Origin of the sequence: Paenibacillus taichungensis (genome assembly GCF_047302525.1) — a bacterium.
GTDB classification, from domain to species: domain Bacteria; phylum Bacillota; class Bacilli; order Paenibacillales; family Paenibacillaceae; genus Paenibacillus; species Paenibacillus taichungensis_B.
In genome coordinates, this window is the sequence record NZ_CP168020.1 from 5795474 (window position 1) to 5809768 (window position 14295).

Consider the following 14295-nt stretch of genomic DNA (forward strand, 5'->3'; position numbering starts at 1 on the left):
TCCGCCTTCTGATACCCGTCCACACTTGTAATTCACCAATCAAATCGTAAATCAACTTTGGTCAAAAATCAAGACTGTGCCGGAAAATATCCGCCAAAAACAGTAAAAACGGGAACTCCAGAAGGAGTCCCGTTTCATCTCTCACTCAAGTAGAGGAAAGAATTAAGCTTTTACTATCTACATGGCTGGAAAATTCACTTCATTTATGGTTAAGCAGCTTAACGATCAGCCCGTATTCCGAAGTCCTGCAGCAATGCCGTTAATCGTAAGCAATACTTCACGCAGTAACTCTGTGTCATCCTCGCCGCGCTCACGCATATCTCTGAGCTCACTCAGGAGTTGGACCTGCATGTAGGACAAAGGATCGACATAAGGATTACGAAGTCGAATCGACTCTTGAATCACTGGTACATCATCCAAAATTTCAGCTTCTCCGGTAATTTTCAGAATCAGCTCTTTGGTGAGTTTGAATTCCGATTCAATCTGACCATAGATGCGATCACGTGCTTCCTCATTGGAAGTCATGGCCGAGTATTCCTTCGCAATAACCAAATCTGCTTTGGCAACAGCCATCTGCACCGTATCAATTAGTGTACGGAAGAATGGGAAGTTTTCATACATTTCTTTCAGGACAACCAGATTTTCTTCTTTATCCTGATAGTAACTTTGCAGTCCCGTTCCTGCCGCATACCATGCGGGAAGCAGATAACGACTTTGGGTCCAGGCAAATACCCAAGGGATCGCTCTCAGATCCTCGAACTTGTCGCTGTTTTTCCGTTTGGATGGACGTGAACCAATATTCAGTTCCCCTACCTCAGGCAGCGGTGTCGATTCCTTGAAGAAAGTAAAGAAGTCTGGATCACGGAAAATGAGATCCTGGTATTTCGTCAGGGATACTTCGGAAATATCTTTGATGATGCTATCCCACTGACGCTCTGCTGCCGACTCTTGCGGCTCCAGACCGTTTAGTGCAGCTGTAATCAAAGCCGATGTAGCCTGCTCAAGACTGCGGTATGCAATTCCCTGAAGGGAATAACGGGAAGAGATGACCTCACCCTGCTCTGTAATCTTGATTCCCCCACCAATGGTGTGTGGTGGTTGAGCAAGAATACTGCGGTTGAGAGGCATGCCTCCACGTCCGAGCGCCCCACCTCTACCATGGAAGAACTTCAGCTTGACGCCGTGTTTATTACCAACAGCGGTGATGGCATTCATCGCCACTCGCAGCTCCCAGTTGGCTGTAACAACCCCGCCATCCTTGTTGCTGTCCGAGTATCCCAACATGATTTCATGCAGTTCATTCCGCCCGCTCACACTTGCGCGATATACCGGAAGGTTGAACAGCTTCTCCATAATTTCCGAAGCGGCATGAAGATCATCAATCGTTTCAAACAAAGGAACCGCTTGAAGCGTAGATACCACTTCACCGTTATGTTCTTTGCGGAACAAACCTACTTCTTTAGCAAATACCATGACCTCAAGCAGATCACTTGCCCCTTGGGTCATACTAATCAGGTAGCTTGTGATACAACCGGCCCCAAACTCGCTCTGAGCACGCTTGATCGTACGGAATACGTCCAGACACTCTTTGGTCCCCTCTGTGTATTGGTGATAAGGGGAGGTCAGCGGACGAGGATCATCCAGCAAACGAGCCAGCAAATCGATTTTGCCATCTTCCGTCAGACGGGCATAATCTTCTACGATGTTCATCTTGGCCAAAATCTCCGACATCGCATTTTCATGCTCTTTGCTGTGCTGACGTACATCCAATGCAGCTGTATGGAAACCGAACAGCTCCACTTGACGAATCATTTTGCGAATCGTTGTATCTGCTACATAGTCTGCAAAATGATGACGCAGGCTGCGATCGATAATCATCAGATCATCCATCAGTCCTTGAGCGCTGTCATAGCGATCTGGATGCCCTACTTTGTTCTCATCCAAGACATTGTTCAGCTTGGCTATCATATATGCCAATTTAATGCGATATGGCTCTTTTTCGTTCCGCCACATATCCACTTTTTTCAACGTTACACAACTACGATCTTGCTCAATCGACTGCACCAGCTCATCCGATACGTGGATGATGTTCGTGCTGAAGCTGAGATGTCCCATAAGTTCAATCATAATCCGTTGATACTCACGCAAAGCGAGCTTACGCTGCATCAACAGTGTCTGCCATGTTACATCTGAAGTTACCGAAGGATTTCCATCCCGGTCTCCACCGATCCAGGAACCGAACCGCAAATACGTCGGCACATGCCAGTCATGGTCAGGATAAAATTTATTCAGGCAGCGTTCAAGCTCCTGGTATACATCCGGAAGTACATGGAACAACGTTTCATGAAAGTAATACATTCCGTTCCGTACTTCATCGAGCACAGTCGGTTTACGGTCACGAAGCTCATCAGTCTGCCATAGTGTAATGACTTCGTTCAGCAGCTTCTCCCGCAACTGTTCACGTTCACGCAACGTCAGCGTAGGATTATCAAGCAGCATGACATCTTCGGATATCCGTTTGTGAATGTCCAGTATAACCCGACGCATGGCTTCGGTTGGATGAGCTGTCATCACCAATTCCAGCGATAATTCGTCTAGAATATCCTCTACTTCCGTGTGAGACAGTCCGCGTTCCTTCAGATCTTGTACTGCTTTTTCAATCGATCCTGGCTGCACAGCGTCCCCTGCAGAACGTTCATAATCCCGTTTACGCCGGATCCGATGGTTTTGTTCAGCAATGTTAACTAATTGAAAATAAATCGCAAAAGCTCGAATCACCTGATGACGATTTTCCGAGTCTAATTCCTGGATCATCGTTTTGAACTCTGCATAAAGTTCTGGCAAGAACTCTGCACGCAACGATTTGCTCGTTTCCCGAATCTTCTCAACGATATCTAGAAGCTCCGTGCCTCCTTGATGGACAAGAACTTCTCCGAGTATATTGCCCAGGAACCGCACGTCTCGCCGAAGCAGGTTGTTGGATTGGCTTTTGCTGGCGGTTACCATAGTTTCAGTCATGCTTATCCTCCCATCTGATCGTTCCATTCGTACACGTAAATTTGACACCTTCATAACATCATACAATAAAATGGTACGAAAATCTTTATTTTTCTACTAGTAAAAATGGGGATTTACCCTGATTTACAGCACAAAAACACGCTTTATTATTCATTTTCTTGTTCTGCTTCGATCAATGGTCAGATGCTGTCGCATGATACCTTTTTCACGTACTTTTCATTACTCGAATAACTCATACCTATTCTTAATTTTTCATAAATATACAGTTAGACTGGGAATGTTCATTGCACCTGAATGAATTCGTATCTGCTCTATTTCCATTGTTACAAACCAGACGAAACATAAAGAAACATGACCGGCAAAGCAAGCTTTTGTATACTTTATCACAGTGATGCAATAAATTAAAGAGTGTATTTATAATTTTTTGCTTCTTTTAGCAGAAATGAATGAAGAGAGTTGAGGTATTCTTTCACTTATCAAACGAATAGAGGGGAGATTGGTATTTTAATGAAGTGTTTTTCCTACAAATAAAAAGAAAAGTCTCTGTAAATACAGAGACTTTTCAATGAATCATGAAGCGGGTGATGGGAATCGAACCCACGCTATTAGCTTGGAAGGCTAAAGTTCTACCATTGAACTACACCCGCATATAAAAATCGGGATGACACGATTTGAACATGCGACCCCCTGGTCCCAAACCAGGTGCTCTACCAAGCTGAGCTACATCCCGATACTTATGAAAATAATGGCGCGCCCTGAGAGATTCGAACTCCCGGCCTTTTGATTCGTAGTCAAACGCTCTATCCAGCTGAGCTAAGGGCGCAAAATATTGGAGCGGACGATGGGAATCGAACCCACGACCCTCGCCTTGGCAAGGCGATGCTCTACCGCTGAGCCACGTCCGCAAAACCTATGCGCGTGGAGGGACTTGAACCCCCACGTCGTGAAACGCTAGATCCTAAGTCTAGTGCGTCTGCCAATTCCGCCACACGCGCATGTAATGGTGAGTCATGAAGGGCTCGAACCTTCGACACCCTGATTAAAAGTCAGGTGCTCTACCAACTGAGCTAATGACTCAAACTAAAATTTAAAATGGCTGGGGATATAGGATTTGAACCTATGCATGACGGAGTCAAAGTCCGTTGCCTTACCGCTTGGCTAATCCCCATTAAGTTAAGTGGTGGAGGCTGAGGGGATCGAACCCCCGACCCTCTGCTTGTAAGGCAGATGCTCTCCCAGCTGAGCTAAGCCTCCATCCTATGACCCGTAGGGGATACTCTCACTTCGTTCGAGACTGCGAAGCCATTGCTAACGAAGTTTATCCTCCGACGAACCTTTGGGATTCTCATCCCTTTATTAAGCTAATAAATATAGCTATGACCCGTAGGGGATTCGAACCCCTGTTACCTCCGTGAAAGGGAGGTGTCTTAACCCCTTGACCAACGGGCCCCATTTCCAAAGCTCTCAACCGGGATCGAACCGGTGACCTCATCCTTACCATGGATGCACTCTACCTACTGAGCTATGAGAGCAAATGGCTCCCCGAACAGGGCTCGAACCTGTGACAACTCGATTAACAGTCGAGTGCTCTACCAACTGAGCTATCAGGGAATAATATGCATCTGCAGTGCAAATGCAATTCATCGTACAACGTCAACATACAAAATCTGTTTTCTATGTAAGATGAAAGAGTTCGCTTGGCGGCGTCCTACTCTCCCAGGACCCTGCGGTCCAAGTACCATCGGCGCTAGAGGGCTTAACGGTCGTGTTCGGGATGGGTACGTGTGGAACCCCTCCGCCATCGCCACCAAACGCGATTTGTCGAAGCATAGCTTCTTAAAATCAGATATGGAACTGAAAATCATACACACATTCCGTGATGTACCGATTTTCATTTCAGAGATTATTCTCTGAAAACTAGATCCGAAACGAAATTTGCGATTTACAACTTGCATATTGGATAAGCCCTCGACCGATTAGTACTGGTCAGCTCCATGCATTGCTGCACTTCCACCCCCAGCCTATCTACCTCGTCATCTTCAAGGGGTCTTACATACTGGGAAATCTCATCTTGAGGGGGGCTTCACGCTTAGATGCTTTCAGCGCTTATCCCTTCCGTACATAGCTACCCAGCGGTGCTCCTGGCGGAACAACTGGTACACCAGCGGTACGTCCATCCCGGTCCTCTCGTACTAAGGACAGCTCCTCTCAAATTTCCTACGCCCACGACAGATAGGGACCGAACTGTCTCACGACGTTCTGAACCCAGCTCGCGTACCGCTTTAATGGGCGAACAGCCCAACCCTTGGGACCTACTTCAGCCCCAGGATGCGATGAGCCGACATCGAGGTGCCAAACCTCCCCGTCGATGTGGACTCTTGGGGGAGATAAGCCTGTTATCCCCAGGGTAGCTTTTATCCGTTGAGCGATGGCCCTTCCATGCGGTACCACCGGATCACTAAGCCCGACTTTCGTCCCTGCTCGACTTGTAGGTCTCGCAGTCAAGCTCCCTTATGCCTTTGCACTCTTCGAATGATTTCCAACCATTCTGAGGGAACCTTTGGGCGCCTCCGTTACTCTTTAGGAGGCGACCGCCCCAGTCAAACTGCCCACCTGACACTGTCCCCGCACCGGATTACGGTACCAGGTTAGAACCTAGATACGATCAGGGTGGTATCCCAACGGTGCCTCCACGCAAGCTGGCGCTCACGTTTCAAAGGCTCCCACCTATCCTGTACAGATCGTACCCAAATTCAATATCAAGCTGCAGTAAAGCTCCATGGGGTCTTTCCGTCTTGTCGCGGGTAACCTGCATCTTCACAGGTATTAAAATTTCACCGGATCTCTCGTTGAGACAGCGCCCAAGTCGTTACGCCATTCGTGCGGGTCAGAATTTACCTGACAAGGAATTTCGCTACCTTAGGACCGTTATAGTTACGGCCGCCGTTTACTGGGGCTTCGGTTCACAGCTTCGGATTGCTCCTAACCGCTCCCCTTAACCTTCCAGCACCGGGCAGGCGTCAGCCCGTATACTTCGCCTTACGGCTTCGCACAGACCTGTGTTTTTGCTAAACAGTCGCTTGGGCCTTTTCACTGCGGCCCCCTCGTGCTATTCACACTACCGGGGCACCCCTTCTCCCGAAGTTACGGGGTCATTTTGCCGAGTTCCTTAACGAGAGTTCTTCCGCGCGCCTTAGAATTCTCTTCTCGCCTACCTGTGTCGGTTTGCGGTACGGGCACCATCACCTGGCTAGAGGCTTTTCTTGGCAGTGTGAGATCATGACCTTCGCTACTATAATTTTCGCTCCCCATCACAGCCCAGCCTTACGATGTGCGGATTTGCCTACACATCAGCCTCACTGCTTAGACGGACATCCATCAGTCCGCGTCACTACCCTGCTGCGTCCCCCCATTGCTCATAACGGCTTACGGTGGTACAGGAATTTCGACCTGTTGTCCTTCGACTACGCCTTTCGGCCTCGCCTTAGGTCCCGACTTACCCTGAGCGGACGAGCCTTCCTCAGGAACCCTTAGGCTTTCGGCGGATCAGATTCTCACTGATCTTTTCGTTACTCATACCGGCATTCTCACTTGTATAATGTCCAGCGCTCCTTACGGTACACCTTCAACCCTTATACAACGCTCCCCTACCCCTGATGCAAAGCATCAAGCCATAGCTTCGGTGGTGTGTTTAGCCCCGTTACATTTTCGGCGCAGAGTCACTCGACCAGTGAGCTATTACGCACTCTTTCAATGGTGGCTGCTTCTAAGCCAACATCCTGGTTGTCTGTGCAACTCCACATCCTTTCCCACTTAACACACACTTGGGGACCTTAGCTGATGGTCTGGGCTGTTTCCCTTTTGACAATGGATCTTAGCACTCACTGTCTGACTCCCGGAAGTAAGTCTATGGCATTCGGAGTTTGACTGAGCTTGGTAACCCTTGCGGGCCCCGCACCCAATCAGTGCTCTACCTCCACGACTCTGTTTTCCGAGGCTAGCCCTAAAGCTATTTCGGGGAGAACCAGCTATCTCCGAGTTCGATTGGAATTTCTCCGCTACCCCCACCTCATCCCCGCATTTTTCAACATGCGTGGGTTCGGGCCTCCAGTGCGTGTTACCGCACCTTCACCCTGGACAGGGGTAGATCACCCGGTTTCGGGTCTACGTCCACGTACTAAGTCGCCCTATTCAGACTCGCTTTCGCTGCGGCTCCGGCTCTTCACCTTAACCTTGCACGGGAACGTAACTCGCCGGTTCATTCTACAAAAGGCACGCCATCACCCCTAAAACGGGCTCTGACTTTTTGTAAGCACACGGTTTCAGGTTCTATTTCACTCCCCTTCCGGGGTGCTTTTCACCTTTCCCTCACGGTACTGCTTCACTATCGGTCGCTAGGAAGTATTTAGCCTTGGCAGATGGTCCTGCCGGATTCATACGGGGTTTCACGTGCCCCGCACTACTCGGGATACATCTCGGAGGGAACAGACTTTCAAGTACAGGGCTTTTACCTTCTTTGGCGGGCCTTTCCAGACCTCTTCGCTTAACCGGTTCCTTTGTAACTCCATGTGAGATGTCCCACAACCCCAAAGAGCAAGCTCTCTGGTTTGGGCTTCTCCGCGTTCGCTCGCCGCTACTGACGGAATCACTATTGTTTTCTCTTCCTCAAGGTACTTAGATGTTTCAGTTCCCTTGGTATGCCTCTGCATAACCTATGTATTCAGTTATGAGTAACTGGAAATTACCCCAGCTGGGTTTCCCCATTCGGACACCCCCGGATCAAAGCTTGCTTACAGCTCCCCGAGGCAGTTTCGTTGTTCGCCACGTCCTTCATCGGCTCCTAGCGCCTAGGCATCCTCCGTGTGCTCTTAGTAGCTTAACCATATTTGCTCCGGTTTCGACTGCTCGCTTCCCTTGTTTTGCTTGCGCAAAGCCAAAAGTCGCTCTCACTCTATACCATCGCAATGCAGTTTTCACTATTTATTGAAACTTGTTTAACACAAGTTCAGCTAGGATGATTGTTGTTTCGGTTACTTGAACCGAACAAGCATTCATCCCTAAAAGGAATGTTCTAAATCGCAATTTTCGTTTCGATATCTAGTTTTCAAAGAACAAGCTTGTAAAATCTTGTTGGTGGAGCCAAGCGGGATCGAACCGCTGACCTCCTGCTTGCAAGGCAGGCGCTCTCCCAGCTGAGCTATGGCCCCATATTAGATTATAAGGTATACATGGTGGGCCCTGGTGGACTCGAACCACCGGCCTCACCCTTATCAGAGGTGCGCTCTAACCAACTGAGCTAAGGGCCCACATTATATATTATATTGAAACCCGTAATGGGTTTACGCTTGGCGGCGTTCTACTCTCCCAGGACCCTGCGGTCCAAGTACCATCGACGCTGAAGGGCTTAACGGTCGTGTTCGGGATGGGAACGTGTGGAACCCCTTCGCTATCGCCACCAAACGTTTGAGAGTTTGAGCTCTCAAAACTGAGCAACGAGTGAGTAGTTTTGCAGATCTAGTCTGCGTATTTGAATGTTTCCACGCGGGAAACGATTCTCCATAGAAAGGAGGTGATCCAGCCGCACCTTCCGATACGGCTACCTTGTTACGACTTCACCCCAATCATCTATCCCACCTTCGGCGGCTGGCTCCTTGCGGTTACCCCACCGACTTCGGGTGTTATAAACTCTCGTGGTGTGACGGGCGGTGTGTACAAGACCCGGGAACGTATTCACCGCGGCATGCTGATCCGCGATTACTAGCAATTCCGACTTCATGCAGGCGAGTTGCAGCCTGCAATCCGAACTGAGACCGGCTTTTTAGGATTCGTTCCACCTCGCGGCTTCACAGCCCGTTGTACCGGCCATTGTAGTACGTGTGTAGCCCAGGTCATAAGGGGCATGATGATTTGACGTCATCCCCACCTTCCTCCGGTTTGTCACCGGCAGTCACCTTAGAGTGCCCACCCGAAGTGCTGGCAACTAAGATCAAGGGTTGCGCTCGTTGCGGGACTTAACCCAACATCTCACGACACGAGCTGACGACAACCATGCACCACCTGTCTTGAATGTTCCGAAGAAAAGGTACATCTCTGCACCGGTCATTCAGATGTCAAGACCTGGTAAGGTTCTTCGCGTTGCTTCGAATTAAACCACATACTCCACTGCTTGTGCGGGTCCCCGTCAATTCCTTTGAGTTTCAGTCTTGCGACCGTACTCCCCAGGCGGAGTGCTTAATGTGTTAACTTCGGCACCAAGGGTATCGAAACCCCTAACACCTAGCACTCATCGTTTACGGCGTGGACTACCAGGGTATCTAATCCTGTTTGCTCCCCACGCTTTCGCGCCTCAGCGTCAGTTACAGCCCAGAGAGTCGCCTTCGCCACTGGTGTTCCTCCACATATCTACGCATTTCACCGCTACACGTGGAATTCCACTCTCCTCTTCTGCACTCAAGTCACCCAGTTTCCAGTGCGATCCGGGGTTGAGCCCCGGGATTAAACACCAGACTTAAATGACCGCCTGCGCGCGCTTTACGCCCAATAATTCCGGACAACGCTTGCCCCCTACGTATTACCGCGGCTGCTGGCACGTAGTTAGCCGGGGCTTTCTTCTCAGGTACCGTCACCTTGAGAGCAGTTACTCTCCCAAGCGTTCTTCCCTGGCAACAGAGCTTTACGATCCGAAAACCTTCATCACTCACGCGGCATTGCTCCGTCAGGCTTTCGCCCATTGCGGAAGATTCCCTACTGCTGCCTCCCGTAGGAGTCTGGGCCGTGTCTCAGTCCCAGTGTGGCCGATCACCCTCTCAGGTCGGCTACGCATCGTCGCCTTGGTGAGCCGTTACCCCACCAACTAGCTAATGCGCCGCAGGCCCATCCCCAAGTGACAGATTACTCCGTCTTTCCAGTTCTCTTCAGGAGAAGAAAACAACTATTCGGTATTAGCTACCGTTTCCGGTAGTTGTCCCAAACTTGAGGGCAGGTTACCTACGTGTTACTCACCCGTCCGCCGCTAACCATCAGAGAAGCAAGCTTCTCTTCAAGTCCGCTCGACTTGCATGTATTAGGCATGCCGCCAGCGTTCGTCCTGAGCCAGGATCAAACTCTCCAATAAAGTATTGAAAAGAGCGATAAGCTCATTTTGAAACTGACGAGATTAAAAATCTCTTTTATTTGCTTTGAAATCATACAGTCCGAAGACTTGTACCGATTTCTCAGCGTCGATCTTGCAAGCAAGATCGTTACTCACTCGTTGTTCAGTTTTCAAAGATCAAACATTCAATTTGTTCCAGTTTTTCATGTCACCGTATTTTCAGCGGCGACTTTTATAATATATCATGTTTAAGTTTACTTTGCAAGCACTTTTTTTCGATTTATTTTCAATCGCTTTATTCCAGCGCTTGTTTCGGTTAACTTTTCCTTAAAAAAGGAACGAAAATTAATTTATCATATTGAACAAAAAAGGTCAACCCTTTTTCGACAAATTGTTTCATATCCCTTTTCAAAGCTGTCTATTCTACCTATTCCTGATTCATGGTGTCTGAGGTACAGCGCTGGCTTTACGGGCCGCACCTCTCTTATATTGGTAATCTTCAGTATCCCACCGACCACATCATTATGGCTTGGATTTTTTTAATTTACCGCCTCTAGCATATTTGGATAGCTCTTTGGGTGGCGCAAAGCGTGCATACATACGGAATACAGTCTTGTAGCGACTCGCTATGGCGTATTTAATTTCTTGATCGAGACGGTTGTCACTTAAGTCGAACAACATTTCATCGAGCTCTTTGCGCAATACATAATCCAGTTCCTTGCATTCCTTCTCGTTAAACAGCATACCCAGCATTAGAGTTCTCCTTTTTCTGCATATGGATAATGGCGTGCCCAGTGTATGTCATATTCGAGCCCCTTTAATTCAGGCTATATATCGGACAGCGCCGGTTATAGTAGCAAACCTTAGGATCATCTTTGTTTGTCCTTTTGTGGTTGCTACTGAAACCCGTTTTATTGTTATGGTCAACTTTCTGAAAATTTATGAATGTCATCCCATACAAATTTATCCACGCACCAAGCTGTAGGTAAGTGTACTTTCGATAATGGCTGCAACAAAAAGCAAAATAACAATCCAAAAGGATGCAGTTACCGTTGTGCGCATAAACGCACCCCACTGGCTACCAATTGTGTTTCGTTTCTCCCCGCCAAATTGACCAAGACTTTTGAGAGCTAATCCACCAAACCTTAGACCGAATGCACAAGCGATAATAATTACCGGAATTTCAATAATGCCATGTGGAAGAAGTCCTTTTACAACAATATCAAAGAAGCTGGCCCCATAGTTCATTGTGGTGTGTACCAGAAAACCGATAACCATGCCATTGATCAACAGGAAAACGACAGGCAGAATGCCAAAGAAGATACCGGCATAGATCACGAGTACACTTTTGATGGCGTTATTGAAAAAGATAAAGAGGAAGAAGTTCCATTGCACATTGTTCCCCTGCTCCAGCCGCTCACTAACCTCCCTTAGTCCCCCGATTTGATTCAACAATATATCCTCAAGTGTTCCTGTACTCACCCATCCCGTGCCTATTCCAACAACAAACAATACGATCGACCAGATTAATGCACCACGAATGGAACCTAAAGCTCTAAGAAATGTACTGAATTTTAACATAATATCCTCCTGTGGAACCAAGATGTTGGACAAACAAACGTCTGATACGAATAACTGCGAGGTACGAGCATACATTGGAGAGTAAACAAGCATTTCTTATGGGAGAGGGGCGCTTATTGAAATGAACTCGTTCTATGTATTTAGCGGCAAAAAGATCAAACGTTTCCTGATTGTGCTGGTTGCTGCCGTCTTTGCTATCGGGATTATTTATCTGGAGAGCGGCAATATTTCTGTATTCTCGGAGGATGCACCATCCGCCGTATACAGCGTTCCAACCGAGAAGAAGGTTATTGCACTCACCTTTGACATTAGCTGGGGAGATAAAAGGACAGAGCCTATTCTGAAGGTCCTCCAAGAAAATAAAGTTCAGAAGGCCACTTTCTTCTTGTCCTCCCCCTGGAGTAAGACACACCCCGAGATTGTAACAGCCATCAAAGACGCAGGATACGAAATCGGCAGCCATGGTCACAAGCATGATAATTACAGCAGCCTGACTGAAGAGGAAATCCGGAAGGAAATTTCGACAGCTCATAGCATTTTAACCGATCTAACGGGAAAAGAACCGAAATTGCTACGTCTGCCTAATGGCGACTTTGACAAACGTGTTCTCCAGGTTGCCAGCAGTCTAAATTATCAAGTTGTTCAATGGGACACTGATTCTCAGGATTGGAAGAACCCTGGTGTACAGACCATTGTTGATCGTGTAGTCAGCAAGGCACATCCGGGTGACATCGTGCTGCTGCACGCCAGTGATTCCTCGAAACAAACGCATGAAGCATTACCCGCCATAATCGACAAGTTAAAAAATCAAGGGTATGAGTTCGTGACGGTTTCTGAGCTGCTTAACCATTCAAGTGTCAAAGGTACGGAAGTTCGCGACCAAGCCAGTGTACAGTAAACGTTAATAAATCAGTATTGCTGGCCAAACTGTATTGTAACTTGGGAGCATTCCCTTGTAAAAAGGCGCTGAAGCGCCATAAATGAAAAGAGCTAACCAGGTTAGCTCTTTTTGGCGTTTTTTTTGTAAGATAATCGCTACGCATGACTTTCTTGTACCTGCTCTGTCTTTCCACTCACCCGTTGCTCCATGGACCCATCTACCAGCCTGTGCAATATCAGCATTTGGTATGCATTACAGATTAACAGTGGAACCACAATAAAGATGGTAGCCGCATTCACATCAATTCGCAACACACCGATCGTCTCCACCACGGTAACAGCCACCATAAAAAAGAGTGTAGGCACTAGCGCCGAAATATGTGTCTGTTTCACCTTTACGTAAGCGGTAACAATTCCAGCTGCCAAAATAATGATTCCAAGCACAATATCGGATAGCCGTTCTCGTTCCCCACCAACAAACAAACGTAAAAACATGACATCAAGCAACGCCAAAACGGTTAGAACAATCTGTACAATTTGCCAACTGCGTTTCGAAAATACACCTTTGCCCATATAGTTCAATATCAAGTATGCGAAAAAACCCATTTGCGAATACACGCTAATCATAATACCGGAACCAAACAAGATCAGGAGATAAATTAAAAAATCGGTCATTCCATTCGTTTTTTCTCCATTAACCAACATCATAATTAGACCCGTTACTAATGATCCTGCAGCCCCAATAAGCAAAGCTGACCAAAATAGGAAAAACCATTTACGTAAATTCAAATGTTTTCCACCCCCGAGAGTTTATTTTACCAACCTTCACAGCAAAAAACCATCATCATTCAACATATTTAGCGGTTTACCATCACATACTACATCCAGTATCTAATCAAGGAGGGGTTGTGCACATGAAACGGCCTTTGTGGCAGTTATGCTGTGTCGTACTTGGACTATCCGTCATGCTCGCCGGCTGTGGCTCAGATCAGAATTATTCACCTCCTCAGGGCGGTTATAAAGAGATGAAAACGATGGTCGTGGATATTCTCAAAAGTGACGAAGGCAAAAAGGCGGTCGAGGAAGCTCTCACCGGACAAAGTTCTTCTGGTGGTGGTGAAGGTGGTGCTTCTGGCCAAAGTGGAGCTTCAGGCGGTGGATCTGGCACGGTGGGTATGAAAATGTTAATGCCTATGCAATCTTCAGAACAAATACGTATAGCTGTAAAAGATACCATTACGGCTCCTGAATACCAGAAGGAATTCGAGAAAATTATGACGGATCCACAGTTTGCAGGTGAATTCGCCAAAGTGATCAACTCCCAAAGCAAACAACTGCATATGCAGTTAATCAAAGATCCTACGTATCAAAAGTCCATTGGAGATGTCATGAAGTCTCCGGAAGTATCCAAGATGTTCATGGATATGACCAAAACACCAGAATATCGTAAACAAACGATGACCGTTATGCAGGAAGTCATGCAAAATCCTTTGTTCCGGATGGAAGTGCTGACTTTGCTTAAGAAGGTAGTCCAGGATGAGTTGCAACCTAAAACAGAACAAGGTGGCAAACAGGACGGACAAAGCAAAGACGACAATGGAAATGGCGGAAGCGGCAGCAATGACGGTAGTAGTGATGGCAACAGTAGCGGCGATGGCAGTAATGGAGGATCGTAAGTCGATAATACTTTAAAGTTAAAAGTTATCACATGTTGAAAAAAAGCC

Annotated in this window: 6 protein-coding genes, 13 tRNA genes and 4 rRNA genes; 2 read left to right on the forward strand and 21 right to left on the reverse strand. The window is 47.4% G+C overall.

Features of this window, described 5'->3' with window-relative positions; genetic code table 11:
- Window positions 1–225 precede the first annotated feature (225 nt).
- From ppc to ACDJ58_RS26335, 20 genes are all read right to left on the reverse strand, one after another.
- Window positions 226–3018 carry a phosphoenolpyruvate carboxylase gene (gene ppc / locus ACDJ58_RS26240; protein ID WP_413373771.1) on the reverse strand — a complete coding sequence of 931 codons (2793 nt, stop codon included), beginning with the start codon at window positions 3016–3018 and terminating at the stop codon, window positions 226–228.
- A 576-nt stretch (window positions 3019–3594) separates the two neighbouring features.
- Window positions 3595–3665 (reverse strand) — tRNA-Gly (locus ACDJ58_RS26245).
- Between the two features lie 9 nt (window positions 3666–3674).
- Window positions 3675–3748, reverse strand: a tRNA-Pro gene (locus tag ACDJ58_RS26250).
- 16 nt (window positions 3749–3764) lie between these two features.
- Window positions 3765–3841 (reverse strand) — tRNA-Arg (locus tag ACDJ58_RS26255).
- A 7-nt stretch (window positions 3842–3848) separates the two neighbouring features.
- A tRNA-Gly gene (locus ACDJ58_RS26260) sits at window positions 3849–3923 on the reverse strand.
- Window positions 3924–3931: 8 nt separating this feature from the next.
- Window positions 3932–4013: transfer RNA gene (locus tag ACDJ58_RS26265), tRNA-Leu, on the reverse strand.
- A gap of 6 nt (window positions 4014–4019) precedes the next feature.
- Window positions 4020–4095 (reverse strand) — tRNA-Lys (locus ACDJ58_RS26270).
- Window positions 4096–4111: 16 nt separating this feature from the next.
- Window positions 4112–4186: transfer RNA gene (locus ACDJ58_RS26275), tRNA-Gln, on the reverse strand.
- 10 nt (window positions 4187–4196) lie between these two features.
- Window positions 4197–4272, reverse strand: a tRNA-Val gene (locus ACDJ58_RS26280).
- 123 nt (window positions 4273–4395) lie between these two features.
- Window positions 4396–4467 (reverse strand) — tRNA-Glu (locus ACDJ58_RS26285).
- A gap of 10 nt (window positions 4468–4477) precedes the next feature.
- A tRNA-Thr gene (locus ACDJ58_RS26290) sits at window positions 4478–4550 on the reverse strand.
- 3 nt (window positions 4551–4553) lie between these two features.
- Window positions 4554–4629, reverse strand: a tRNA-Asn gene (locus ACDJ58_RS26295).
- An 84-nt stretch (window positions 4630–4713) separates the two neighbouring features.
- Window positions 4714–4830 (reverse strand): 5S ribosomal RNA (gene rrf, locus ACDJ58_RS26300).
- A gap of 144 nt (window positions 4831–4974) precedes the next feature.
- A 23S ribosomal RNA gene (locus tag ACDJ58_RS26305) occupies window positions 4975–7900 on the reverse strand.
- Between the two features lie 249 nt (window positions 7901–8149).
- Window positions 8150–8225: transfer RNA gene (locus tag ACDJ58_RS26310), tRNA-Ala, on the reverse strand.
- Between the two features lie 22 nt (window positions 8226–8247).
- Window positions 8248–8324: transfer RNA gene (locus tag ACDJ58_RS26315), tRNA-Ile, on the reverse strand.
- A 37-nt stretch (window positions 8325–8361) separates the two neighbouring features.
- Window positions 8362–8478 (reverse strand): 5S ribosomal RNA (gene rrf, locus ACDJ58_RS26320).
- A 102-nt stretch (window positions 8479–8580) separates the two neighbouring features.
- A 16S ribosomal RNA gene (locus tag ACDJ58_RS26325) occupies window positions 8581–10132 on the reverse strand.
- The 16S, 23S and 5S rRNA genes sit together here with 13 tRNA genes alongside, the layout of an rRNA operon.
- A 501-nt stretch (window positions 10133–10633) precedes the next feature.
- Window positions 10634–10864, reverse strand: a complete 231-nt coding sequence (locus tag ACDJ58_RS26330; protein WP_017692114.1) for a hypothetical protein — start codon at window positions 10862–10864, stop codon at window positions 10634–10636.
- A 210-nt stretch (window positions 10865–11074) separates the two neighbouring features.
- Complete coding sequence (locus tag ACDJ58_RS26335; protein WP_413373773.1) at window positions 11075–11692, reverse strand: stage II sporulation protein M; 618 nt, start codon at window positions 11690–11692, stop codon at window positions 11075–11077.
- A 121-nt stretch (window positions 11693–11813) separates the two neighbouring features.
- Between ACDJ58_RS26335 and pdaB the strand changes: the two genes are divergently transcribed.
- Window positions 11814–12590, forward strand: a complete 777-nt coding sequence (gene pdaB, locus ACDJ58_RS26340) for a polysaccharide deacetylase family sporulation protein PdaB (RefSeq protein ID WP_413373774.1) — start codon at window positions 11814–11816, stop codon at window positions 12588–12590.
- Between the two features lie 137 nt (window positions 12591–12727).
- Here the strand turns inward: pdaB and ACDJ58_RS26345 are convergent, their stop codons facing one another.
- A complete protein-coding gene (locus ACDJ58_RS26345; protein WP_413373776.1) occupies window positions 12728–13360 on the reverse strand; it encodes a KinB-signaling pathway activation protein in 633 nt (210 codons plus the stop codon).
- Window positions 13361–13485: 125 nt separating this feature from the next.
- Here ACDJ58_RS26345 and gerD point away from each other — a divergent pair, with 125 nt between their 5' ends.
- The gene (gene gerD, locus ACDJ58_RS26350) at window positions 13486–14247 is read left to right on the forward strand and encodes a spore germination lipoprotein GerD (RefSeq protein ID WP_413373778.1); all 762 of its coding nucleotides are present in this window, start codon (window positions 13486–13488) and stop codon (window positions 14245–14247) included.
- The last annotated feature ends 48 nt before the right edge of the window (window positions 14248–14295 follow it).